The organism is Agrobacterium deltaense RV3 (assembly GCF_900013505.1).
Classification (GTDB): Bacteria; Pseudomonadota; Alphaproteobacteria; order Rhizobiales; family Rhizobiaceae; genus Agrobacterium; species Agrobacterium leguminum.
On sequence record NZ_LT009745.1, the window covers coordinates 1,282,379 to 1,305,469 of the forward strand.

The following is a 23,091-nucleotide window of genomic DNA, read 5'->3' on the forward strand; positions in this document are numbered from 1 at the left end:
CCGGCGACCACGTCTCCGAAGGTGGCCGTGCGGCTGTCGAGCGCGCCGGCAATCTTTTCCTCAGCACTTACGACAATGCCGGTGAGGGCAGAGGTGCGGTTGTCGAGCGTCTCGGAAAGTCTTTCCTCGACATTGGCAAAGGTCATGTCGAGCGACAGCGTGCGGCTGTCCATCGTGTCGGCGATGCGTTCCCCGACGCCGGAAATGGCGCTGGAAAGCGCGGCCGTGCGGCCATCAAGCGTATCGGCAATACGGCTCTCCGCGCCGGAGACGACGTCATGCAGGGCAGCCGTACGACTTTCCAGCGTGTCGGAAATGCGGTCCTCGATGCCGGAAACCGCGCCGGTGATGGCTGCTGCCCGGGTTTCGAGCGTTTCGGCAAGACGGCGCTCGACATCGGCGACGACGCTGTTGATCGCGGCGGCACGTTCGTCGAGCATGGCGGCGAGACGTTCGGCCGTGCCGGAGACGGAGCCGGTAATCGCCATCGAACGGCTGGCGAGCGCTTCGTCGAAACGGTTCTGGCTGGCCGAAAGCGCGCCGAACAGGGCATTGCTGCGTTCGGCCAGCACGGCGTCGATCTTCTCGTGCGAACTGGTGAAGGCATCGGTGATTTCGGCGGTACGCTGGCCGATTGCGTCGCTGAAGGCCTGTGTCCGGCTTTCAAGGGCGCTTTCCAGCATTTCCTGGCCCGTGCCGAGCGCAGTTGCGAGCGCCAGCGATTGATCGGTCATGGTGGTGCCGATGCGCTCCAGACCGGCGCTCAGCATGGTGTCGAGCGCTTCGGAGCCGCCGGCAACGGTTTCGTTGATGCGGGCGAGGCTTTCCATCAGCTTGCTGTCGAGGCTGCCGGCGCGCTGGTCGAAGGCGCTGGCGAACTGCGCGACATGCTCGTCGAAGGCGGAGTTGACCTGGCCGACCGTCGCCTGCATGCGCTCTTCGTAGAGGCCGGAGCGAAGGTCGAGATCCATGATCGCATCGTCCGCCGTGCTCTGCAGGCTCTGGCGGAAGGAGAGACCCTTTTCTTCAAGCGTCGTGGACAGCTTGTCGAGAACGGTATCCAGCGAACCGCCGATGATCTGCTGGCCGCGGTCGATATTGCGGTTGAGTTCGAGCGTGCGCGTGGACAGCGTTTCGTTGAGCTGGCGGGTACGCTCTTCAAGCGCGCTGTTGAGGCTTTCCGCACCGCTATCCAGCGTCGAGGCATGGATTGCGAAACGCTCGAGCAGGACTTCACCGCGCTCATCCAGCGTCGAGGTGAGGTTGTGCAGTCGCATGTCGAATTCGTTGGACAGCGTCGCGCCGGAGGAATTCAGCGCCTGAAGCAGATTTTCGGTCTTGGCGGCGATCAGGCTGCCCATCGCTTCGGTCGAGGCGCGCGATTTTTCCAAAAGCGCGGCCGAGCGGGTGTCGATCATCGAAGCGAAGGCCTCGCCAGTCGTGGCGATCCGCATCGAAAGCTCTTCACCGACGATGGAAAGCTCTTCCTTGATCTGTTCCTGCGCACCTACGATGGAGGAGCGGATACGCTCGGCGTGATTGACGATGGCGTCACGCTCGGCGGTCAGTTCCTGCACGAGGCTGCGCACGCGCAGTTCGTTGTCGGCATAGCTGCGCTCAAGCGCGTTGACCTCGGAATGCACGAGGGTCTCGAGTTCCGTCGCGCGGGCGATCGTGCGCTCGATACCGTCATTCATGGCCGAGACTTCACGGCGAACCGCCTGGCCGACGGACATGATGCGGTCAGACGCGACCGTTTCCGGCTCGGCAAGGCGAAGGGCGACTTCGGCCATGGAGCGGGCGGCGTTGCGCAGATCGCGGGCGCGCGCCATCATGATCGCAAAGGCGAAGAACAGCATGATGGGAATGAGGATGCCAACGACGATAGCCATCAGGCCGGGGATCGCGGTGAGATCGGCCAGCGAAGCGATGTTCCACAGCGCGTTGCCATAAAGAAGATGTGCGATGCCAAGACCGCCGAGCGCCCAGATGACCGACATGATCGTGGCGTTGCGCAGCGCGCCGCCGATGGAGCCGCCTTCCAGCGATTTCAGGATCATGGCCGGGCTGCGCTTGGAGCCGTCATTGGCCGCTTCGAGATTGGGCGATCTGGGCGTCTGTTCGGCAGGCGCGCGGGCGGCCTCGGGAGCAGGGGTCGGTCTGCTTGCTTCCTTCAATCTGGCCTCCGGCTGCTTCGGCGCTGCAGTTTTCCGCGTCTCCGGCTTTTCTTCGAAAGCGCCAAGCTGCAGGGCGTCTTCCAACGCCTGAAATGCAGTCTCGTCGACAGAGTCGCTGATCTTGTTATTCGCCATGCGGTTACGCCTCGTTACACATACGCCCGGCTTCATGCCGTTGACCACTTGCGTTCCGCAAGCGGACTGCCGCCATCATGCCAGCGGAACATTATCCCTTGAAGAGAGAACAATTCCGCCATTTACCAAATCCCGAATTGCTGGTGGTCCAGCTTTCGGGCGAAATTACATCACTGTGCCGCAATAACAAAGCTTGAGCTTAAGCCTCGTGGGAACGGCAGTACCGTAGTGACACATTTAGGTGTTCGAAACAATTAATGCGGATTTGCGGCGGTGGCGAAGTGTCGGCTTTTTAACAGTTTTTAAACCTGAGTTTCACGCTGAACGCCTTGTTTCGCATAAGTTTAACATAAATTAACCATAGCAGAAGATTTTCGCCTGCGTCACGCCGTAATTTAAGCCGATAGCAGCGGCCCGGATGCGTGAATACGACACAGATGTGACACGAAACAGGAAACGGCGAGACAGGAATTTCAGCCATGGCAGCGGTCAGTATTGCTTTCGAAGCTCCCGACAATTGCGGCGGTGCGCCCGCCGCCGGTAAAAAACCGATCGATTTCGATCATCTCGCCAGTCAGACGATGGGCGACAAGGATCTGGAGATCGAAGTGCTGCAACTCTTCAGCCGCAACGCCCGCGCCGCCCTGCATGAAATGGCGGGCGCCGACGACAAGGCTGTCATGGCGACGGCCCATCGTTTGAAGGGGTCTGCGCAGGCCGTCGGCGCCTCGGCCGTTTCCGCGGCCGCAGCCGTGGTGGAAGACAAGGGCAATGACAGCGCGGCGATAGCAAAACTCGCGGCGACCATCGTCGAGGCCGAAAATTTCATCCTCAAGCTCTGCCGCTGAGGCGCAACATATCAAATTTGGCATTTTGCAAGGCCGGTTGCATCTGTGCGCCCTTGAAGCGGGTTGCCAAGGCGGACCGGCCTTTCTATGTGTTTAGAACAGTTCTTAGATCACATTTTGGATTTCCGGCATGACAAAACTGACCATCGTTGCCTTTGATGGCACGCCCCATGAACTCGACGTGAGCAACGGCTCCACCGTCATGGAGAATGCGGTGCGCAACTCCATTCCCGGCATCGATGCGGAATGCGGCGGCGCCTGTGCCTGTGCGACCTGTCATGTCTATGTCGACGACGCCTGGGCCGAGCGCGTCGGCGGCCCGGAACCGATGGAAGAGGATATGCTGGACTTCGCCTTTGACGTGCGCCCCACCTCGCGCCTTTCCTGTCAGATCAAGATGAACGACGAGCTCGATGGTCTCGTCGTTCATGTTCCCGAACGTCAGGGCTGACATCTTTCGTCATTGCTAAACGCAGAAAAAGCCCCGCTCACCTGGTAGCGGGGAGCGGGGCGAGGCGGGTACGCAGCATGCAGGCGAGGGAGGAAACACCTGCGAGCCCTCAAGTGCGCACCGGGAGAACCGGAGACGGCTGGAGCCCTCAAGCCGCTTGGCCGAATGGTCCGATACCGTACGAAGAACGTACAATGAGTCTTGGCGACGGCACCATCACGAGAATTCACGGGTGATATCGGACATGACGTAACGTCATGTCCGCGCTTGATGTTAAGGGAATGAGATGGGGTATAAGACCGCTCAGCGGCGGTTCTGGCCCTGCTCGAGCCGGTTTTTCAAAAGCCGTGTCATGCGGGCATCGAAATTTTTCGATTCCACCACATCGAAGCGCATCTGGTCCTTGTCATGCTCGTCCATCACCGTCTGGGTGATCTTGCCGACCATTTCCTGCAGCGTCTCGCAGCTTTTCTGCGGGCGAAGCGACGTCAGCTGTCTTTCAAGCGAGCGGGCGTGGGTGCGGGCGATTTCCGCGTGGCGCTCCTCGTGGCGCTTGATATCGGCAAGCAGCGTATCCCAGATGAAGGCCAGTTCCGCCGTGGTGCGGCGGCGGTTTTTCCATTGCGGCAGGAGAATGCGGGTATTCAGCACCACTTTGGTCGTTCCGACGCTGCAAAGGCCGTTTTTCTCGACATAGGTGAGCTCGCCGCCGAATTTGATTTCGGTGGCGCCTGGATGGCGCGCACCGGTATTGCGCGTCAGCGGGCCGTGCCTGGAAAGCTGCTGGTCAAGGTCAGCGGCGGTTTTGCCGCTGATCGAAAAATAGGAATAGGTCTTGCGGACGATGGTTTCGGAAAAAGCCGATCCGGGTAGGGAAAGTGCCACCGCGGCCGCTAAAGCGGCGCAAAGAGCACGTGATGATTTGGTCATGACCCGGCCTTCCGGTTGAACTTGAAAAAGGTTTGCTGCATAGGCGGAGCGGAACTTATAAGAATTGGCATAACACTCCGTTATTCCCGAAAGGCGCGTGTTACGTGATAACAGCCGGCAGCAACGCGTGGCAAGCGGCCCATGGCCGCTCCCTGAAACTTGATGGGCGTGGCCGTATTATGGCCATCGTCAATGCAACGCCCGATTCCTTTTCCGATGGCGGCCGTTATCTCGCCGTCGATGCGGCTTTTTCCCATGCGCTGACCTGTGTGGAAGAGGGCGCTGACATCATCGATATCGGCGGCGAATCCACCCGGCCGGGAGCGGCCGCGGTGACGGAAGCCGAAGAACAGGACCGGGTGCTTCCCGTCATCGAAAAATTGCGCCGCGAGACGGATGTGCTGATTTCCGTCGATACCTATCGCGCCTCGACAGCGCGGCTGGCGGTCGGGGCAGGCGCACATATCGTCAATGATGTCTTCGGCCTGCAGAAGGACGCGGAAATGGCCGGTGTGGTCGCCGCCACCCGCGCCGGCGTATGCATCATGCATACCGGCCGCGACCGGCAGAAGCTTGCCGATGTCATCGCCGACCAGTTCGTATTCCTCAATCGCTCGCTTGAGATCGCCGAGGATGCGGGTATTGCCCGTGACGCCGTCGTGCTCGATCCCGGTTTCGGTTTCGCCAAGGACGAGAGCGAAAATGTCGCGCTGATGGCGCGTTTCGGCGAACTTGCCGCCTTCGGCCTGCCGGTTCTGGCCGGTACGTCGCGCAAGCGTTTCATCGGGTCGCTGACGGGCCGGGATGCGGCCCATGAACGGGATATCGGAACGGCTGCGACAACCGCGATACTGCGGCTTGCCGGCGCTTCGATTTTTCGCGTGCACAATGTCGCCGCGACCCGCGATGCGCTGGCAATCGCCGATGCGGTTCTTGCCAAAACGTCGGCAAAGGCCGATGCGTAAGTCAACGAGTGCCCGAATGCCGTGTCCGGAAGGTGGCGCGGCTTTTTGGCGAAACAGTCCTGCCATGGAGGCGATGCGATGAGCCGCTATACCATCATCCTGAAAAACTGTTCTTTTTTCGCCCGTCATGGCCTTCTCGAGCAGGAGGAGGTGCTGGGCCAGCGCTTTTTCGTCGATGCCGAGATGGAAGTCGAGGCGGGTGATGCGCTGGAAACCGACGATATCGAAAACACCGTCGATTATGGCGTGGCTTTCGCCGTCATCGAAAAAATCGTCGTCGGCCAGCGCCGTTATCTCATCGAGGCGCTGGCGAACGACATCGCCAAGGCGCTTCGCGCCCGTTATCCGCAGATCGTCTGGCTCAGGATCACGGTACGCAAACCTTCGGCACCGGTTCCGGGCATTCTCGATTATGCGCAGGTGAGCGTTGAACACCGTGCCTGAAAAAATGACCGTCGCCACCTTGGGGCTCGGCGGCAATATCGGCGATCCTGCCGCCGCCATGGCAAGGGCACTGCGCGAACTCGATGCGCGTGACGATTGCCGCCTGCTGGCCGTGTCCGACCTTTACCGCACGCCGCCCTGGGGCAAGACGGATCAGGCGGATTTTTTCAATTGCTGCGCCTTGGTCGAAACCTCGCTTTCAGCGCCTGGGCTGCTGCAATTATGCCTCGACATCGAAAAGGGTATGAAGCGGGTGCGCACGGAGCGCTGGGGGCCGCGCACCATCGATATCGATGTGCTGACCTATGGGAATGAATCTCTCGTAACGGAAAGCATCGAGGTGCCGCATCCGCGCATGACGGAGCGCGCTTTCGTGCTGATACCGCTTGCCGATATCGCGCCCGACCTTGAGGTAAAAGGCAGGCCCGTGCGGGAATGGCTTCAGCAGGCGGACAAGACCGGCATTGTCAGCGCAAACGAAAAACGGGAGTGGTGGACACTCCCGCTTGGCGATGGCTGAGAAGAGTATGGCTTTTACGGCTTGATCGAACCAACGGCGAGCTGGTCGATATCGCGCGCCAGCGTCACGCCGATGACCGGGATCATCTGGTCGGCGACCTTGACCGAAATGGTGATGTTCATCGAATTGTCGTTCGAGACGCGGGCGACCATTGCACCGTTGAGCTTGGCGCGGTTGATGCCGACGACGACCTTGTCGCCGCTGACCTGTCCGGAGGTGATGTCCAGTCCCTTGCCTTCAGCACCGTCGAGGAATTTGCCCTCGTAAGAGTTGCCCTTCTGGCTGATGACGGCAGACATGGGCTGGCTGAAGACGCCGACGCGGCAGGTGCCGCCGAGCTTGATGCCGGTCTGCTTGTCGTCGAGTGGCTCGCCGGTCAGATCGCAGGTGAACTTCGTGCCCTTGTATTTGCCAGCGACGATTTCGCCCGGGCCTTTCCACACACCGGCCACGGAGCGGAAGAACACGTCGTCGCGATCGCGCGATGCGGCATGGACGTCAGACATGCCGAAACCGCCGCTGACGGACAATATGGCGGCAAGTCCGCCCACAAGCGAAAAGAAGCGCGAATACATGATACTTTCCCCGGCGAAGATGCCTGTTCGATAGGCTGCAATCTACCGGCGGAATGGTTAATGCTTGGTTTATTTCGCTCTCATTTGCGGCTTCGTTCGTAACCTTTTGAACCGCCCAGGCCCGGGTAATCAGGCTTTTTCACCGGTTTTTCCACCGCTTAAATCGGGTGTGAGGTCGGACATGAAATCGCCGATCCCCGGCCGCTTCACCGCCCTGAACGGCAGCGGACGGCACAGATCCATCGCGGCAATGCCGATTCGCGCCGTCATCAGGCCGTTGATGACGCCTTCGCCGAGTCGCGCCGAGAGTTTCGAGGCAAGACCGTGGCCGAGAACCTGCTGGGCGAGCCCGTCGCCAACGGCGATCGAGCCCGTGACGGCAAGATGGGCGACGACATCGCGCAGCAGCTTCAGCATGCCGAGTGTGCCGGGACGGCCGCCATAAAGCTCCGCCATGGCGCGCACCAGCCGCGTCACTTCAAACAGCACATAAGCGAGATCGACCACCGCGCGCGGGCTGACGGCGGTGACGACTGAGACGCGCTTGGACGAATTGAGAATGAGGGCGCGGGCCTGCCTGTCGAGCGGAACGAGCAACTCACGTTCGGCAAGCTCGATCAGATGCGGGCCGTCGATCACATCGTTTTCCGTTTCCTTCAGCGCCGCACGCCCCTTGGCCGTTTCGGCCCTGTGGGAGAGAACGGCATTCAGGCGGGTGACGATGGCGCGTGCGGGTTTCGGGCTCTTGTCGAGGCTCGCCGTCTCGGCATCGACCTTCAAGGATTGCACGGCGTTAAGCCGCATGATGCCGAAGACTTCCCGGCCGACGAGAACGAGAACGGCGAAAAGCGTCACAATAAGAGCGATAGTGGCCGTGTAACCCAGCCAGTCGGAACGGGAAAACAGGTTGCGGATGAGCTGATCCGCCCAGAGCCCGAAGGCGAGCGAGAACAGGACGCCAAGCGCGCCGAGCGCAAGTTTGCCGAAGGAGAAGCGGCTTTTCTTCGGAGACGCCACCGGCAGCGCGGCGGCATCGATCTCCTCAGGCGCCAGAAACGGATCGTCCTCGTCGGGCGTCAGCGAAATCTCGGCGTCGAAGCTGCGCGGCGCGCGTTTCTGCGCCGTCGACGGCCGTGCCGTCTCCTCGGTCTCGAGCGTGAAAGCTGCCGGGCGGCGTGTCTGCGGATCGGTGGGTGTGGGAAGCTTCATGCGAGCTTGTCTCCGAACAGGAACTGCATGGCGCGGTCGAGCCTGATATGGGGAACGGAAAGGCGGATGCCGCCGCTGCCCGGCTCGTCTATATTCGGCGGGCGGAAGCGCACGACATTGACGTCCGGCAGCGACGCCTTGTCGCCATCCCTGTCGATGCTGCGGAAAAGCGGTTCCGGATCCTCGGGCAGATCGCCGGGAAAGATCGCCGTCTTGCGATTGCCGTCGAAGGTCTCGCCATTGATGGTTTCACCGGCCATGGGCGTGCCGACGATAACGGGCAGCTCGTGGCCATCCTGTCGCACGCTTGCCTCTCTGGTGGCGCGCACGGAAGCGAGCGCCATGACCTCGATGCCGGCGCCATTCATGCCGATGGTGGTGATGGCGCGGTCCACCAGACGGCGGGTCAGGCGCTCCAGCCGGTCGTGGCTTTCGTGGTGCAGGTGATCGGCCTTGGTGGCGGCAATCAGCACCTTGTCGATACGCCTGCCGATCAGCGACGACAGCAGACTGTTGGTGCCGGGGCGGAAACAGGCAAGGACATCGCCCAGCGCCCGCTCCAGATCCTGCACGGCTTCAGGGCCGCGATTGACCGCCTGCAGCGTGTCGATCAGAACGATCTGCCGGTCGAGGCGGGCGAAATGCTCGCGGAAGAAGGGTTTGACCACAATCGACTTGTAGGCGTCATAGCGCCGTTCCATCATGGCGCGCAGCGAGCCTTTCGGCGCTTTCTCATCCGTCAGGCCGGGAAGCGGTGCGAAGGTCAGCGCGGGCGACCCTTCCAGATCGCCGGGCATCAGGAAACGGCCGGGCGGCAGGGTGGAAAGCGATCTTTCATCGGATTTGCAGGCCTTCAGATAGGCTGCGAAACTTTCGGCCAGACGTCGGGCCGTCATCTCGTCGGCCGGTGCGTTGATATCGAGCGAAGAGGCGATCGCCAGCCATTCCTGCGCCAGTTCGGCGCGGATGCCGCTTCCGGCAAGGGCGACGGTCGCGTCGCTGAACTGTTTATAGTCCTGCGACAGAAGCGGCAGGTCGAGCAGCCATTCGCCGGGATAATCGACAATATCGATGGAGAGCTTACCGGCCGAAAACCATCGGCCCCAGCCGCTGGCGCTCTGATAATCCAGCGTTATCCTGAGTTCCGAGATCGCCCGTGTCGAATCCGGCCACAGCCGGTCGCGCACCAGCGCCTGAATATGATCCTCATATTGAAAACGCGGAATGGCGTCATCCGGCTGCGGCTCCAGCCGCACATTCGAGACACGTCCGGACCGCATCGCCTCGAACAGCGGCAGCCGGCCGCCGTTCAGGAGATTGTGGACGAGGGAAGAGATGAAAACCGTCTTGCCCGCCCGCGAAAGGCCGGTGACGCCAAGCCGCAATGTCGGGTGGGTGAGGTTGCTCGCACGGTCGGCCAGATTATCGAATGCGATAAGCGCGCTGTCTGTCAGGGACGTAAGAGAAGGCGGCAATGGCAGTTTCCTGGCTGTGTTTAACGGTCACGGCTGCAATATAGGAAGGTATGGCTGCCCAAAAAAGAAGCGCTCCAGCGGATTTTCAGCAGGGCGGCTTTGCAAAATTCTTAGGAAGGGCCGCGGCGATTATTTGCCCGGCGCGAGAAAATCGACCAGCCGCCAGCTGTTTTTACCGTTTGCGGCGCTGTCATCATGGTCGAGAACCGCAAGGCCCGATGTCGGAAAGCCCGAGGGCAGGGCGGCATGCAGCAAATCCTCACCGATCATCGCTTCCAGCGTCGCCTCCATGGTGGGGTTATGGCCCACCAGCATCACCGATTGCGCCTGCGCCTGCGCGGCAATGAGGGAGAGGTAGGTTTCGCTGCGCGCATTATACATCTCATCGACGTAGAAGATGTCTATGCCTTCGTTGAAGGCACGCTGCCAGGCCTGCGTGGTCTGCCGGCAACGCGCAGCCGTGGATGACAGAAGCAGATCGGGGCGGTAATGCCGGTCGGCGGCAAGGTCGGCGATGACCTCCGCCTCGGCAAAGCCGGCTTGGTTCAATCCCCGGTCGAAATCCCGTTCTCCCGGCGCCGCCCAGGCGGCCTTGGCGTGGCGCAGAAGATAAACTCGGCTCGGGGAAGATGCTGTCAAGGGCGGGGACCGGCGTTCGAATGTCAGGGCACGGGTTGAATGCTACAGGATAGGGTTGCAGGACCGCAAGTCCTCTTTCCTGTTGGTAAGTCGCGTTGAAGTGATTGAAGAAGAGTTCGCTTCAATACGAATAAAGGATAAAAATTAGTCATTTAGATGATTTTTGTGTCAGTTTTAAAAATGCCTGAAAACTGATCTGCAGACTTGAATCGGCCACTATCATTGGAGTATACACCGCCGCATTGAGATGTTCTTCGAGGAGAATCGCGTTGAGTGAGAAGATCGATCTTAGCAAATATGTGCTCTCGGAAGACGATGAGTTCATGAATGCCAGCCAGCGGGCTTACTTCCGCGCGAAGCTGGTCGCCTGGAAAAATGACATCCTGAGAGAAGCGCGCGAGACCCTCGGACATCTCGCCGAAGAAAGCGCTAACCACCCCGATCTCGCCGATCGGGCTTCTTCCGAAACGGACCGGGCGATCGAACTTCGCGCCCGCGACCGTCAGCGCAAGCTGATTTCCAAGATCGATGCGGCTCTTCAGCGGATCGAAGACGGTACTTACGGTTACTGTGAGGAAACGGGCGAGCCTATCGGCCTCAAGCGTCTGGACGCCCGCCCGATTGCAACTCTTTCCATCGAGGCGCAGGAACGCCACGAACGTCGCGAAAAAGTCTATCGCGACGAATAAGGCGCTGCGGCCGAGAGGTCGGCAAATCGCATGACAAATAATAAGGGCACGGAAATCGTTTCCATGCCCTTATTCTATTTCGAATTTCTTGTCGGAAGACCCGCGCGCGTCAGCGGTCGCGGGTCACGGAAAGCTCTCCGAAAATACGCGCCATTTCCTTCTGCATGTCTCCATCCGGTGAAGCGCCGGTGACAGGCGGGGAAGCTGGCTGCGGCTTGATCTGCTTTTCCGCGACAGGGGCGATGGACGGTTCGTTATCCGCCTCCTTGCTCTTGGCGATCTCCGCCTCAAGGAAGCTTTCGAAATCACTGGCGAGCTCGTCGGAAAATTTCGGCTCAGCGTCGTTCGAAGCCACAGCCGGATTTTCAGGCTTGGGCGGGAAAGGTGCGGGCGGCGTTGTCTGTCCCGGCTTCAGGTCGGGAAGAACGCGCTCCCGTGCGGCGTCGAGAAAATCGGCGGCGATGGATTGGTCGATCACCGGCTCGCGCGCGGCAAAGACCGGCGGAGCGAATTCCGCAGTCCGTTCTTCCGCCTTTGCCTCTAACGGCGCCTGTGCAGGGATCGGCGGTGCGACCGGTGCCGGAGCCGGAGCGGGCACGACGGGCTCGGCACGCCTGGGTTCCGTTCGGGCCGCAGCCATATCGAGCGATGCCGCCGCCAGGGGCAAGACCGCAGCGACCGGAGCCGCTGCAACCGGTATTGGCGGTGGCGTGGGGCGCGCTATCTCCCGCTCGGGTGCCGCCTGTCTTGCCGGCGGCGCGGTTTCGCGCGCCGTAGAAGGCGTGGGTACGGGTTGCGGCGGGGTCGATGGGCGTGGCGGAACCTGAGCGGCGGCCGCCGCAATGGGTGCTGGACGCGGGGACGCCACAGGTGCCGGCGGCTCCGGCCGCTGTGCTTGCTTGACGGGTTCTTCAGGCACGGAAACGGGAGCCGCAGCTGCAACGGGCTGCTGTTGCGGCAGGGCGGAGCGACGCTCCTGCTGGATCGCGGGCTCGGCTCTCTTCTGCTCGCTTTCCTGGCGCGGCAGCGCCTTCAATTCCGGCTCCTGCACGTCCCTGACAATCGGGATCGCGCCTATACCGCTTTCGATGACGATATCCGTCGGACCGCCGATCATGACGAGATGCTCGACATTGTCACGGCGCACCAGCACCAGACGGCGGCGTGCGTCCACGGCCGTTGCATCGAGAACCTGCAGGCGCGGCTGCCGGTTGCGCCCGCCGCGGATGAAAGGGGCAGAACCGCTGCGCCTGCGCAGAAGCCACAGCGCAATCGCCAGAACAAGCAGGGCCACACCCACACCGACGACGGCGACGATGAGACGGTTTCCATAAGCGCCGATAAAATCTTCCATCATGGAGATCATCCCTTCAGATTTTTTGGCTTTTTCGTTTCTTGGGCAATTAATATTGCCGTGGTTCTTATAAAGTGAACGTCAAGCAGGAAAAGACGATTTTTTTGGGCGCGATACAAGGTTTATTCATTTCGCCCCACAGGATTGCCGCCTCAACCGTAACGACGCCACCAAAGCGCCATATCTCGTCCTTCAATGCTGAAAGACAGTGAAAGTTGCAATTCTTTTGCCGAAGGAGCGTTCCGGAATGTTCCAGTCATTGCGCATTAGCGGCTCCTCCGCACGGCATTTGATGCGTGTCGTTTTGCTGTTGCCACCGTTTTTCGCGTTTCCGCATTCGATAGCCGGGGCCGAAGACAAGGTGCCGGACAACGCCGCGACCATGGCGGAGTTCGTGCGTGACAATCCTTCCTGCGTCGACTTCACGGACGGATGCTCGGTTTGCACCGTCGCTGACGGCAAGATCGTCTGTTCCGCGCCGCGCATTCAGTGTCAGGTGAAGGAGCTGACCTGTAGAAGGCCGTAGTCTTTTAAGGCTTTTATACACCTTTCAGGCCGTTTTCGCTGTGCGTTTTTAAGCCTTTGTGTCCTGGCGGAGCTTTTTGCCGGTCAAGCGAGTTGCTACAAGAAATTTTACTGCCCGATTCCGTCAGGGAAATAGGGCTGACCGAATGACGACCTGCACGACTGCGAGGCCAAGATGACACGGGTGCGCGAGACAAGCGACAACGACCTTCCGCTGGTGGACAGGCGCGCCCGTTCCGGCACGGTCCTGCGCATTCTGCTTCTGGCGCTGGTTCTGATCGCCGCCGCTGCCGCCTTCGTCTATTTCAAGGATTCGCTCGAAAACGAAATCGTGCTCGGCATTCTCGGCGTGCTGGCCATGATGGGCATCTTCTTTCTGGTCTCGTCGATCATCGGTTTCATCGAGGTCATGCCGCAGTCGCAATCCGACGGGCTTGCCCGCCGGTTTCTCTCGGCCCATCCCGAAGGCACGCTGATTACCGACGCCAAGGGGCATATGGTCTATGCCAACGCCACCTATTGCCGGATGAGCGGCACCACCAGGGCGAGCGATATCCAGAGTCTCGAAACGCTCCTGTCGCGCAGCCGGGAATCGACCGAAGCGCTTTACCGGCTCATCAACGTGCTGCGCGAAGGCCGCGACGGCTACGAAGAATTCCGCTTGCTCAAACCGCTGGGTGAGGACGCTAACACCGGGCCGCACTGGTACAGGCTGAAGGGCCGGGTCCTGAAGGACGCGGGCGGCGAGGGGCTGCACGTCTTCCAGATCGCCGACATCACGCCGGAGCGCGAGGATCAGGAGCGCTTCTTCCGCGAATTGCAGAATGCCATCGATTACCTCGATCACGCCCCGGCCGGTTTCTTTTCCGCCGGGCGCAAGGGCGAGATCGTTTATCTGAACGCTACCCTGTCGGAATGGCTCGGCATCGATCTGGCGCAGTTCTCACCCGGTTCTATGACCGTTTCCGATATCGTCGCCGGCGAGGGCATGGCGCTGATCGAATCGGTGCACCCGCAGGGCACGGCGAAGCGCACTGAAATCCTCGATCTCGACATGCGCCGGGTGAACGGCCAGAGCATGCCGGCCCGCCTCGTGCATCAGGTCACCTCGAAAGATGGCGCGCCCGGCGAGAGCCGCACCATCGTCCTGATGCGCCCAAAGGGGCAGGAGGATACGGAATCCTCCTCCGCCATGCGTTTCACCCGCTTTTTCAACAACACGCCGATGGCGATTGCCTCGCTCGACGGCGAAGGCCGCATCCTGCGGATCAACGCGCCCTTCCTGAAATTGTTCTCCGGCGTTGTCGGACGCGACGATATCGATCGCGGCGTGGCGCTTGAGACTGTCATCCATGATAATGAGAAGCCGCGGCTCGAACAGGCACTGGCCGAAGCCAAGGACCGTCAGGGCGATATCGCGCCCTTCGATTCCCGCCATCCGAGCGACGAGGGCCGGCATTTCCGTTTCTACGTAAACGCCGTCATCGATCAGGACGATGAAGCGCCGGAAGAGGTGGCTATCGTTTATGCCATAGAGGTGACCGAGCAGAAGGCGCTTGAGACCCAGATGGCGCAGACGCAGAAGATGAATGCCGTTGGCACGCTGGCGGGCGGCATCGCCCACGATTTCAACAACGTGTTGACCGCCATCCTGCTGTCGTCGGACCATCTGCTGCTACAGGCGCGGCCTGCCGATCCGAGCTTCGCCGATCTCATGGAGATCAAGCGCAACGCTAACCGCGCGGCCGTGCTGGTACGCCAGCTTCTGGCGTTCTCGCGCAAGCAGACCATGCGTCCGGCCATCCTCAACCTGACGGATGTGATCGGCGATCTGCGCATGCTGGTGGACAGGCTGATTTCCGGCACCAATGTCAAGCTGGAGGTCGATTACGGCCGCGATCTGTGGCCGGTAAAGACGGATCTGTCGCAATTCGAGCAGGTGCTCATCAATCTCTGCGTCAATGCACGCGACGCCATGCCCGACGGCGGTAAGATCACCATCAGGACGCGCAACGTCGACGCGAAGGAAATCGCAGCGCTTGGCCGTCCGGAATTCCCGGCCGAGGACATGGTGATGGTGGAAGTTGCCGATAATGGCACGGGTATTCCGCCCGAGATCATGGACAAGATTTTCGAGCCCTTCTTCACCACCAAGGAAGTCGGCAAGGGCACCGGCCTTGGCCTGTCGATGGTCTATGGCATCGTCAAACAGTCGGGCGGTTATATCTATCCCGAATCGGAAGTGGGCAAGGGAACCGCCTTCCGCATTTACCTGCCGCGCCATGTGGTGGAGGCCGTTCAGAGCAACGGGCAGCCCGGCGAGGCGGCGCTTGCTCCGGTCATCGCAGCCGAGCCGGTGAAGGAAGAGCCGTTGGACCTCACCGGCAAATCCGCGGTCGTGCTTCTGGTGGAGGATGAGGAAGCGGTGCGACGTGGCGGCAAGCGCATGCTGGAAACCCGCGGCTATACCGTGCACGAAGCCGGCTCCGGCACCGAAGCCCTGGAGGTGATGGACGAACTGGAAGGCAAGGTCGACATCGTCGTTTCCGACGTCGTGATGCCGGAAATGGACGGTCCGTCGCTGCTGAGGGAACTGCGAAAGTCCTATCCGGACCTGAAATTCATCTTCGTTTCGGGTTATGCCGAGGATGCTTTCGCAAAGAACCTGCCGGCGGACGCCAAGTTCGGTTTCCTGCCCAAACCCTTCTCGCTCAAGCAGCTCGCGATCGCCGTTCGCGAAATGCTCGACGACAAGGAATAAGGCCGGCGGCGGCGAACCGGATTCGGCTGCGCCGCGACCTGTCACATCCATTGCATCCGGCCCGAAAAATGCGCCGCTACTTCGGGTCCGTGTCTTCCGGCGCCCCGGTTGCCTCCATATCCGCACTTTTCCCGAGGTTTGCCTCTTCGCAAACGCAATAGTGATTGCACCGTTTCGCAAGGGGCTTAAAATCGCGTCTTAACGACCTAGATATGAAGAGGCGAAGTTCTCCCTCCTGGCAAAGAACTGTCGGTTTGAGAACGGTTTGGAGAATGATGAAAGATGATCGCTAGGCCGATCTACATGCAGGGCGAGGGCGAAGGGGAAGACGGCGGCGGCACCAACCGCGGAACGTCTGTTATCACCCGCGTCAAGCCAAAAACAAAAAGACCGAATTTGTACCGTGTTCTTTTACTGAATGACGACTACACTCCCATGGAATTCGTCATCCACATTCTGGAGCGTTTTTTCCAGAAGGACCGCGAAGCGGCAACCCGCATCATGCTGCACGTGCACCAGCACGGCGTGGGCGAATGCGGGGTGTTTACATATGAGGTCGCAGAGACGAAAGTAAGCCAGGTCATGGATTTCGCCCGACAGCACCAGCATCCGCTGCAATGCGTCATGGAAAAGAAATGAGGATCGCAACGTGCCAACTTTTTCCCCAAGTCTCGAGAAGGCGCTGCACCAGGCACTGACCTTTGCAAATGAGCGTCACCACGAATATGCGACGCTGGAACATCTCCTTCTGGCGCTGATCGACGACGCGGATGCCGCAGCCGTGATGGGCGCCTGCAATGTCGATCTCGATGCGCTTCGCAAGACTGTCAGCGATTACGTCGACAATGAACTGACGAACCTCGTCACGGGTTATGACGAGGATTCCAAACCCACATCCGGCTTCCAGCGGGTCATCCAGCGGGCCGTCATCCATGTTCAATCGTCCGGCCGCGAGGAAGTGACCGGCGCTAACGTGCTTGTGGCCATTTTCGCCGAGCGCGAAAGCCACGCCGCTTATTTTCTGCAGGAGCAGGAGATGACCCGTTACGACGCGGTCAACTACATCTCCCACGGCATCGGCAAGCGCCCCGGCACGTCGCAGACGCGCACGCCGCGCGGTGCCGATGAACCGGAAAGCGAAAACAAGGCGAGCCGCAGCAATCCCGAGGAAGACGGATCCTCCGCCAAGAAGCAGCAGGATGCGCTGAAGGCCTATTGCATCAACCTCAATGAAAAGGCGAAAAACGGCAAGATCGATCCGCTGATCGGCCGCCACGACGAGGTCAACCGCACCATCCAGATCCTCTGCCGCCGCTCCAAGAACAACCCGCTTTATGTGGGCGATCCAGGCGTGGGCAAGACGGCGATTGCCGAAGGTCTCGCCAAGCGCATCGTCGAAGGCAAGGTGCCGGAAGCGCTCGCCAACGACACCATCTTCTCGCTCGACATGGGCACGCTGCTGGCCGGCACCCGCTATCGCGGCGATTTCGAAGAGCGTTTGAAGCAGGTCGTCAAGGAACTCGAAGATTATCCGGGCGCGGTTCTGTTCATCGATGAAATCCACACCGTCATCGGTGCGGGCGCGACCTCCGGTGGCGCGATGGATGCATCGAACCTCTTGAAGCCTGCCTTGTCTTCGGGTGCGATCCGCTGCATCGGCTCGACCACCTATAAGGAATATCGGCAATTCTTCGAAAAGGATCGCGCGCTTGTGCGCCGTTTCCAGAAGATCGATGTCAACGAGCCGTCCATCGATGACGCCATCGCGATCATGAAGGGGCTGAAGCCCTATTTCGAGGATTATCACCACCTCAGATATTCCAATGAGGCGATCAAGGCTGCCGTGGAACTGTCTGCCCGCTACATTTCCGACCGCAAGCTCCCGGACAAGGCGATCGACGTGATCGACGAGACCGGTGCGGCGCAGATGCTGCTGCCGGCCTCCAAGCGCCGCAAGCTGATCACCGAGCGGGAAATCGAGGCCACCATCGCGACGATGGCCCGCATTCCCCCGAAGACGGTCTCCAAGGATGACGAGATGGTTCTCGCCAACCTTGAAAAGGAACTGCGTTCCGTCGTTTACGGTCAGGATATTGCCATCGAGGCGCTTGCCACGGCCATCAAGCTGGCGCGTGCGGGCCTGCGTGAACCGAACAAGCCGATTGGCTCCTATGTCTTTTCCGGCCCGACAGGCGTGGGCAAGACGGAAGTCGCCAAGCAGCTTGCCGCCTCGCTCGGCGTCGAGATGCTGCGCTTCGACATGTCGGAATATATGGAGCGTCATACCGTGTCGCGCCTGCTCGGCGCACCTCCCGGTTATGTCGGCTTCGATCAGGGCGGTCTTTTGACCGACGGCGTCGACCAGCACCCGCATTCCGTGGTGCTGCTGGACGAAATCGAAAAGGCGCATCCGGATATCTACAACATCCTGTTGCAGGTGATGGACCATGGCTCGCTGACCGACCATAACGGCAAGAAGATCGACTTCCGCAACGTCATCCTCATCATGACGACCAATGCGGGCGCATCCGAAATGGCGAAATCCGCCATCGGTTTCGGTTCTTCGCGCCGTACGGGTGAAGATGAAGAGGCAATCAACCGCCTGTTCACGCCGGAGTTCCGCAACCGTCTGGACGCGATCATTCCGTTTTCGCCACTGCCGACCGCCGTTATCCACAAGGTCGTGCAGAAGTTCGTCATGCAGCTGGAAACCCAGCTCTCCGAGCGCAACGTCACCTTCGATCTGCATGAAGATGCGATCTCCTGGCTGGCGGAGAAGGGTTACGACGAGAAGATGGGCGCCCGTCCTCTGTCGCGCGTGATCCAGGAAAACATCAAGAAGCCGCTCGCCAACGAAATCCTCTTTGGCAAGCTCAAGAAGGGCGGCGTCGTCAGCGTCACCGTCGGCAAGAAGGATGACGGCTCCGATGGTCTCATACTCGAGGTCCTGCCGGAGACGGCACCCGTGAAGCCGCAACCGGAGGCCGAACTGAAGGCGGCCAAATCGCCCGGCAAGGCGAAGGCCAAGGCGAAACCCGCTTCCAAGGCGGCGAAGGCCAATGAAGAGGCGGATGTCCTTGTTGCCGAGGCCGACAAGTCGGACGGGGACGGCAAGCCGCGGCGCAAGACCAATGCGGTGCCGAAAGTGCCGAAGAAGAAATGACCAAGGTCTTCGACCGATAAACCGATGCCGGGCGAAAGCCCGGCATTTTCATGTATGAAGCGCGTCGCGTTTTCCCTGATACCTCCGGCGCGTTTCATTTTTTGTTTATGCATGACGTTACCCCGAAGCTGCGGCACAGTCTCGGGTGACATGCACAAGTGGGTCAGCAATGCAGACTGCCGACAGCGATACCATCCCCCTGAGCGGCTGGTTTTTCCGGGGAATGCGGGGCATATTTTCGCTGCCCTCGCTCATTCTGATGACATCTTTCGTCGGTTTTAGCGCCTTCGCGCTGGAATCCGGTGTCGCGCGCGGTGAAGCCGTGTTCATGACGCTGATGATCTGGGCCCTGCCGGCCAAGATGATCCTGATCGGCTCCATGGTCGGCGGCGCCAATCTTGCCGCCTGCTTTCTGGCGGTGACGCTGTCCTCGGTCCGGATGATGCCGATGGTCGCCTCCATCGTGCCAGAAATGCGCGGCGCGAAGACGCCGACATGGATCTTGCTGTTTCTCTCCCACTTCGTCGCAATCACGGCCTGGGTTTTTGCCACGCAAAATCTCTCCAAGGTGCCGCGCGAAGCACGCGCCGCCTGGTTCGCCGGTTTCGGCATGACGCTCACCGTGGTCAATGCCATCATCGTCGGCCTGTGTTACGGCGTTGTCGCCGCCTTTCCGCCGCTTGTCGCCGGCGTGCTGTTTTTTCTCACGCCGGTCTATTTCGTGGCATCGATCTGGGCTTCGGCCCGGCATTCCGTCGTCAAGGTCGCGTTCGTCATCGGCGTCATCGCCGGGCCGGCCTTCGCGGTCATCGCACCGGAATTCGATATTCTCTATGCCGGGATAGGCGGGGGCACGGCGGCCTATCTGATCGACCGCCTCGTGTTCCGCCGCCGGATAAAACCCGTCTCACCGGAGAGCGAACCATGATGACCGAACATTGGTGGGCGCCTTATCTCTTCATCGCGATTGCCGGCTGGCTGGCGACCGATCTCTGGCGCTGGCTCGGCGTTCTCGCCGGTAACCGCCTGAAGGAGGATTCCGAAGCGCTGCACTGGGTAAGGGCCGTCGCCACCGCACTCGTCATGGCCGTCACCGCCAAGCTGATCGTCTTTCCAACCGGAACGCTGGAAGCATCGCCCCTGTGGCTGCGCATCGGCGCCGCCGCACTCGGCTTCATCGCTTTTCTGATGGCAGGCCAGAGGGTCATCGTCGGCGTGGCTGTGCCGATCCTGCTTCTGGCGGGTGGGTTGTTCGCGCTCGGTTTCTGAGACTGGTTTATTCCACCTCAGAGACCGCTCTCTCGGGCTTCCACAACAAGCCAATCCGCAAGAAGTCTAGCCGATGCGGTCATCTCTTCGGCTTTCATCAGCCAGTAATATTTCTCCTTATCGGCCGCCCGGTCGAAGAGCACGGTCAGTTGACCTTCGGCGATCTCGTCGTGAAGCAGCGCCGTCGGGCAGAGGCCGATGCCTTGACCGGCTTTGAGAGCGGTCACGAGCAGATTGAAATCCGCGAAAACCGGACCGGCGTTATCGGGCAGGGATATTCCCCCGGCTGCGAACCAGTCCTGCCACGCCGCCTCGGTGTCGTCATGCAGCAATTCCGCTCGTAACAGGCTGTCAACATTGTCGAAAGGACCAAATTTAGCGACATAGTCCGGCGCGCATGTCGGCCGTGTCTCTGCGCTGAAAAGCGCGACCGCGTTTTCCTCGGATGCGATGCCATGTCCTATGGTGAGATCGGCTGGTATCGCGTGATGCGCGCCGGAATAGCTGATGGATACCTGTATATCGGGGTAAAGCGCCCGAAAGCGAGGCAAGCGGGGCGTCAGAAAATGCGCCACGACAGAGGGCAGGCTGGCAAGGCGGACGACCATGCGGTCATGGCCCTGACGGATCCGGGCGGCGCCAGAGGCAATCTGGCGTAAGGAGGTCGAAACCGTCGTGCCGAATTCCTTTCCGGCCGGGGTAAGCCTCACACCCCGTGCGTGCCGCTCGAACAGCGCCTCACCGAGCCAGGCCTCCAGATTGCGCACGTGCTGGCTGACAGCAGTTGCCGTCATGCCGAGTTCCTGCGCAGCCAGAGAAAAACTTGTTCTTCTGGCTGCGGCTTCGAATGCCCGGAGAGTGGTGAGCGGCGGTAATTTCATGATGCCTCAAGGGTAAGTAAGACTTGGCCTGAGCGCAAGAAAAACCCGTCTTGTCAGGCGAGCAGGCATGGCGCAATTTCGCCTCGAGATTTTGATTGCCCGAGGATTTCATGACCCCCATGCCCGCCGCCGAACCCGTCGACGCCGCTGAACGCCGCGCCGTCCGTCCTGTTGTCGTTTATCCGAACGGGACCCTTGAAATGCCAGACCTCGCGCGTCTGGAAGAAGCCAAACAAGGCATGGAAAAGATCGATGAGGTCATCGTGCCGCCGCGTGACGGCCGCAGCTTTCATGTGCCGAAGGGGCATTTCTTTCGCATCGTCAGCGTTGACGGTCCGCAGGTCGGAGACCTGAACCTCTGGAACGCCCATGATCTGACCGAGCGGTTTTTCAGCGGCAAGACCCGCGCCCTGCACGCCACCCATGTTTCGGTCGGCAACCGGCTGTGGAGCAACCTGCCGTCCCTGCGGCCGATGGCGACGATCACGCGTGATACGCTATCATGGTATGGCTTCGACGAAGACGGCGGCGGTGTGCATGACGTTATCGGCACACGCTGCGATCCCTATACCAATAAGCTCCTGAGCGGCGGCGACTACCACCAGTGCTGCCATTCCAATCTGACCAATGCGCTGGCCTCCGCCAAGGGTCTGTCATTCCGGCAGGCGGAGCCGCATGTGCATGACGTGCTGAATGTCTTCATGTGCACGGGTTTCACCCGCGACACACACCAATATTTCATGAAGGCGAGCCCGGTGCGGCCGGGTGATTATCTGGAGCTTTTTGCCGAGATCGATCTTATCGGCGCGCTTTCCGCCTGCCCGGGCGGTGATTGCAGCGCCACGCATTCGAGCGATACGGCGGCCTGTTATCCGCTGAAGGTGGAAATATTCCGGCCCGATATGACGGTGCTTGAGGGCTGGCCATGGCCGGAGAGGAATGCTTACCGTTCTCCGGAATGATCAGTCCGAAACCTCTCCTCCGTCATGCTCGGGCCTGTCCCCTGCTGTCCGGTTTAAATTTGGTGGACATGGCGCACGGTGTTGATTCTACTCGTATTCGAGCGTTTGGCGACGATCTCGGACACGAAAGAGGAGCAACACCGTGCGGCACAAGAATAGCGTCTTTCATGATCTTTTGAAGCGTATTCCCTGGGCGGCGTTTGAGCGGCTTGTGGATGAACACGGGGCTGACAAGCATGTCCGCCGGCTGTCGACCAAAAGCCAGTTCGTCGCCCTCCTGTATGGGCAGTTGGCGGGTTCGGTGAGCCTGCGCGAGATCGTCTTTGGCCTGGAGAGCCACTCTGCACGGCTCTATCATGTCGGCGCAAAGCCGGTGTCGCGCTCGACGCTTGCCGATGCCAATCGTCTGCGTCCGAGCCCTGTCTTTGCCGGGCTGTTTGCGCAGATGGTGGCGATGGCGGGACGCGGCCTGCGCCGGGCGGTGGGCGAGGCAACCTACCTCATCGATGCGACAGGGGTTCGCCTCTCCGGTGCCGGATCGCAGTGGGCGCGGTTTTCCCATCAAGCCTGCGGCGTCAAGGTCCACATCGTCTACGATGCGGATGCCGAACAACCGATCTATGCGGCGGTCACGCCGGCCAATATCAACGACATCACGGCTGCCAAGGCCATGCCGATCGCATCAGGCGCAACCTATGTCTTTGATCTTGGCTATTATGATTTCGGCTGGTGGGCCAAGCTGGACAAAGCCGGATGCCGGATCGTCACCCGGTTCAAGTCGCATACGCCGCTGACGGTCACCCATGAGCAGGCGGTGGACGGCGACGGTGTCATCCTGTCCGACCGCATCGGCCTGTTGCCGGCCCGCCAGGCCAAAAGCCGCAAAATCCGTTCAGCGATCCGGTCCGCGAGATCACCATCAGGACCGAGACGGGAAAGGTGTTGCGCATATTCTCCAATGATCTCGATGCACCGGCTCACGAGATCGCCGATCTCTACAAGCGCCGTTGGGCGATCGAACTGTTCTTCCGCTGGGTCAAGCAGACGCTGAAGATCAGCCATTTTCCTCGGCACGTCAGAAAATGCCGTGCGCATCCAGATCGCTGTCGCCCTGATCGC

At 60.5% G+C, this 23,091-nt stretch carries 20 protein-coding genes and 2 pseudogenes; 14 read left to right on the plus strand and 8 right to left on the minus strand.

What is annotated here, in order from left to right; all coding sequences use genetic code 11:
• Positions 1 to 2,312 (minus strand): annotated as a pseudogene (locus tag AGR7B_RS06520) (gp58-like family protein); the annotation flags it as partial.
• Between the two features lie 479 nt (positions 2,313 to 2,791).
• Here AGR7B_RS06520 and AGR7B_RS06525 point away from each other — a divergent pair.
• Positions 2,792 to 3,160: an Hpt domain-containing protein gene (locus tag AGR7B_RS06525; RefSeq protein WP_080856284.1), complete on the plus strand. Its 369-nt coding sequence runs from the start codon at positions 2,792 to 2,794 to the stop codon at positions 3,158 to 3,160.
• Between the two features lie 130 nt (positions 3,161 to 3,290).
• The gene (locus AGR7B_RS06530; RefSeq protein WP_003502527.1) at positions 3,291 to 3,611 is read left to right on the plus strand and encodes a 2Fe-2S iron-sulfur cluster-binding protein; all 321 of its coding nucleotides are present in this window, start codon (positions 3,291 to 3,293) and stop codon (positions 3,609 to 3,611) included.
• Between the two features lie 303 nt (positions 3,612 to 3,914).
• On the opposite strand, the gene AGR7B_RS06535 is transcribed toward AGR7B_RS06530, so the two are convergent.
• Positions 3,915 to 4,541: a DUF922 domain-containing Zn-dependent protease gene (locus tag AGR7B_RS06535; RefSeq protein WP_080856285.1), complete on the minus strand. Its 627-nt coding sequence runs from the start codon at positions 4,539 to 4,541 to the stop codon at positions 3,915 to 3,917.
• Positions 4,542 to 4,720: 179 nt separating this feature from the next.
• Between AGR7B_RS06535 and folP the strand changes: the two genes are divergently transcribed.
• The 3 genes from folP (at position 4,721) to folK (ending at position 6,470) form a co-directional block, all read left to right on the plus strand.
• Entirely contained in the window at positions 4,721 to 5,506 is a 786-nt protein-coding gene (folP, locus tag AGR7B_RS06540; RefSeq protein ID WP_080856286.1) for a dihydropteroate synthase, read from the plus strand.
• Positions 5,507 to 5,584: 78 nt separating this feature from the next.
• On the plus strand, positions 5,585 to 5,950 hold the full coding sequence (gene folB / locus AGR7B_RS06545) for a dihydroneopterin aldolase (protein ID WP_003502532.1): 366 nt from the start codon (positions 5,585 to 5,587) through the stop codon (positions 5,948 to 5,950).
• Positions 5,951 to 5,954: 4 nt separating this feature from the next.
• Positions 5,955 to 6,470 (plus strand): 2-amino-4-hydroxy-6-hydroxymethyldihydropteridine diphosphokinase, encoded by a 516-nt coding sequence (gene folK / locus AGR7B_RS06550; RefSeq protein WP_208616043.1) that lies wholly within the window; start codon positions 5,955 to 5,957, stop codon positions 6,468 to 6,470.
• A 14-nt stretch (positions 6,471 to 6,484) separates the two neighbouring features.
• Here folK and AGR7B_RS06555 read toward each other — a convergent pair whose 3' ends face one another.
• From AGR7B_RS06555 to AGR7B_RS06570, 4 genes are all read right to left on the minus strand, one after another.
• Positions 6,485 to 7,045 carry a hypothetical protein gene (locus AGR7B_RS06555; protein ID WP_003521427.1) on the minus strand — a complete coding sequence of 187 codons (561 nt, stop codon included), beginning with the start codon at positions 7,043 to 7,045 and terminating at the stop codon, positions 6,485 to 6,487.
• A gap of 129 nt (positions 7,046 to 7,174) precedes the next feature.
• A complete protein-coding gene (locus tag AGR7B_RS06560) occupies positions 7,175 to 8,254 on the minus strand; it encodes a YcjF family protein (RefSeq protein ID WP_080856287.1) in 1,080 nt (359 codons plus the stop codon).
• Positions 8,251 to 9,729: a YcjX family GTP-binding protein gene (locus tag AGR7B_RS06565; protein WP_059752773.1), complete on the minus strand. Its 1,479-nt coding sequence runs from the start codon at positions 9,727 to 9,729 to the stop codon at positions 8,251 to 8,253. Before AGR7B_RS06565 ends, AGR7B_RS06560 begins: the two co-directional genes overlap by 4 nt.
• Positions 9,730 to 9,858: 129 nt before the next feature.
• Entirely contained in the window at positions 9,859 to 10,335 is a 477-nt protein-coding gene (locus AGR7B_RS06570) for a SixA phosphatase family protein (protein WP_245317711.1), read from the minus strand.
• A 302-nt stretch (positions 10,336 to 10,637) separates the two neighbouring features.
• Between AGR7B_RS06570 and dksA the strand changes: the two genes are divergently transcribed.
• Positions 10,638 to 11,057 (plus strand): RNA polymerase-binding protein DksA, encoded by a 420-nt coding sequence (gene dksA, locus AGR7B_RS06575; protein WP_003496274.1) that lies wholly within the window; start codon positions 10,638 to 10,640, stop codon positions 11,055 to 11,057.
• 109 nt (positions 11,058 to 11,166) lie between these two features.
• On the opposite strand, the gene AGR7B_RS06580 is transcribed toward dksA, so the two are convergent.
• Positions 11,167 to 12,423 carry a flagellar biosynthetic protein FliO gene (locus AGR7B_RS06580; RefSeq protein WP_162934068.1) on the minus strand — a complete coding sequence of 419 codons (1,257 nt, stop codon included), beginning with the start codon at positions 12,421 to 12,423 and terminating at the stop codon, positions 11,167 to 11,169.
• Between the two features lie 235 nt (positions 12,424 to 12,658).
• On the opposite strand from AGR7B_RS06580, the gene AGR7B_RS06585 reads away from it, so the two are divergent.
• The 6 genes from AGR7B_RS06585 (at position 12,659) to AGR7B_RS06610 (ending at position 20,129) form a co-directional block, all read left to right on the plus strand.
• Entirely contained in the window at positions 12,659 to 12,937 is a 279-nt protein-coding gene (locus tag AGR7B_RS06585; protein WP_080857009.1) for a hypothetical protein, read from the plus strand.
• A 174-nt stretch (positions 12,938 to 13,111) separates the two neighbouring features.
• Positions 13,112 to 15,697 carry a cell cycle histidine kinase CckA gene (gene cckA / locus AGR7B_RS06590; RefSeq protein ID WP_080856289.1) on the plus strand — a complete coding sequence of 862 codons (2,586 nt, stop codon included), beginning with the start codon at positions 13,112 to 13,114 and terminating at the stop codon, positions 15,695 to 15,697.
• A 282-nt stretch (positions 15,698 to 15,979) separates the two neighbouring features.
• Positions 15,980 to 16,336, plus strand: a complete 357-nt coding sequence (clpS, locus tag AGR7B_RS06595; protein WP_003521420.1) for an ATP-dependent Clp protease adapter ClpS — start codon at positions 15,980 to 15,982, stop codon at positions 16,334 to 16,336.
• Positions 16,337 to 16,346: 10 nt separating this feature from the next.
• Positions 16,347 to 18,860: an ATP-dependent Clp protease ATP-binding subunit ClpA gene (gene clpA, locus AGR7B_RS06600; protein WP_080856290.1), complete on the plus strand. Its 2,514-nt coding sequence runs from the start codon at positions 16,347 to 16,349 to the stop codon at positions 18,858 to 18,860.
• A 169-nt stretch (positions 18,861 to 19,029) separates the two neighbouring features.
• Positions 19,030 to 19,788, plus strand: coding sequence for an AzlC family ABC transporter permease (locus AGR7B_RS06605; RefSeq protein ID WP_065653935.1), 759 nt, complete (start codon positions 19,030 to 19,032; stop codon positions 19,786 to 19,788).
• Entirely contained in the window at positions 19,785 to 20,129 is a 345-nt protein-coding gene (locus AGR7B_RS06610) for an AzlD domain-containing protein (protein WP_020810566.1), read from the plus strand. Before AGR7B_RS06605 ends, AGR7B_RS06610 begins: the two co-directional genes overlap by 4 nt.
• 17 nt (positions 20,130 to 20,146) lie before the next feature.
• Here AGR7B_RS06610 and AGR7B_RS06615 read toward each other — a convergent pair whose 3' ends face one another.
• Positions 20,147 to 21,010, minus strand: coding sequence for a LysR substrate-binding domain-containing protein (locus tag AGR7B_RS06615; protein WP_080856291.1), 864 nt, complete (start codon positions 21,008 to 21,010; stop codon positions 20,147 to 20,149).
• A 110-nt stretch (positions 21,011 to 21,120) separates the two neighbouring features.
• On the opposite strand from AGR7B_RS06615, the gene AGR7B_RS06620 reads away from it, so the two are divergent.
• Both AGR7B_RS06620 and AGR7B_RS06625 read left to right on the plus strand, forming a co-directional pair.
• Positions 21,121 to 21,972 carry an urea carboxylase-associated family protein gene (locus tag AGR7B_RS06620; protein WP_080856292.1) on the plus strand — a complete coding sequence of 284 codons (852 nt, stop codon included), beginning with the start codon at positions 21,121 to 21,123 and terminating at the stop codon, positions 21,970 to 21,972.
• Positions 21,973 to 22,114: 142 nt separating this feature from the next.
• Positions 22,115 to 23,091, plus strand: a pseudogene (locus AGR7B_RS06625) (IS4 family transposase); the annotation flags it as partial.

What these genes read in the sequence shown, in the direction of transcription:
- AGR7B_RS06525 (WP_080856284.1), top strand. Translation starts at nt 2,792, where the DNA reads ATGGCAGCGGTCAGTATTGCTTTCGAAGCTCCCGACAATTGCGGCGGT.
- AGR7B_RS06530 (WP_003502527.1), top strand. Translation starts at nt 3,291, where the DNA reads ATGACAAAACTGACCATCGTTGCCTTTGATGGCACGCCCCATGAACTC.
- AGR7B_RS06535 (WP_080856285.1), bottom strand. Translation starts at nt 4,541, where the DNA reads ATGACCAAATCATCACGTGCTCTTTGCGCCGCTTTAGCGGCCGCGGTG.
- folP (WP_080856286.1), top strand. Translation starts at nt 4,721, where the DNA reads ATGGCCATCGTCAATGCAACGCCCGATTCCTTTTCCGATGGCGGCCGT.
- folB (WP_003502532.1), top strand. Translation starts at nt 5,585, where the DNA reads ATGAGCCGCTATACCATCATCCTGAAAAACTGTTCTTTTTTCGCCCGT.
- folK (WP_208616043.1), top strand. Translation starts at nt 5,955, where the DNA reads ATGACCGTCGCCACCTTGGGGCTCGGCGGCAATATCGGCGATCCTGCC.
- AGR7B_RS06555 (WP_003521427.1), bottom strand. Translation starts at nt 7,045, where the DNA reads ATGTATTCGCGCTTCTTTTCGCTTGTGGGCGGACTTGCCGCCATATTG.
- AGR7B_RS06560 (WP_080856287.1), bottom strand. Translation starts at nt 8,254, where the DNA reads ATGAAGCTTCCCACACCCACCGATCCGCAGACACGCCGCCCGGCAGCT.
- AGR7B_RS06580 (WP_162934068.1), bottom strand. Translation starts at nt 12,423, where the DNA reads ATGATCTCCATGATGGAAGATTTTATCGGCGCTTATGGAAACCGTCTC.
- AGR7B_RS06585 (WP_080857009.1), top strand. Translation starts at nt 12,659, where the DNA reads ATGTTCCAGTCATTGCGCATTAGCGGCTCCTCCGCACGGCATTTGATG.
- cckA (WP_080856289.1), top strand. Translation starts at nt 13,112, where the DNA reads ATGACACGGGTGCGCGAGACAAGCGACAACGACCTTCCGCTGGTGGAC.
- clpS (WP_003521420.1), top strand. Translation starts at nt 15,980, where the DNA reads ATGATCGCTAGGCCGATCTACATGCAGGGCGAGGGCGAAGGGGAAGAC.
- AGR7B_RS06605 (WP_065653935.1), top strand. Translation starts at nt 19,030, where the DNA reads ATGCAGACTGCCGACAGCGATACCATCCCCCTGAGCGGCTGGTTTTTC.
- AGR7B_RS06610 (WP_020810566.1), top strand. Translation starts at nt 19,785, where the DNA reads ATGATGACCGAACATTGGTGGGCGCCTTATCTCTTCATCGCGATTGCC.
- AGR7B_RS06615 (WP_080856291.1), bottom strand. Translation starts at nt 21,010, where the DNA reads ATGAAATTACCGCCGCTCACCACTCTCCGGGCATTCGAAGCCGCAGCC.
- AGR7B_RS06620 (WP_080856292.1), top strand. Translation starts at nt 21,121, where the DNA reads ATGACCCCCATGCCCGCCGCCGAACCCGTCGACGCCGCTGAACGCCGC.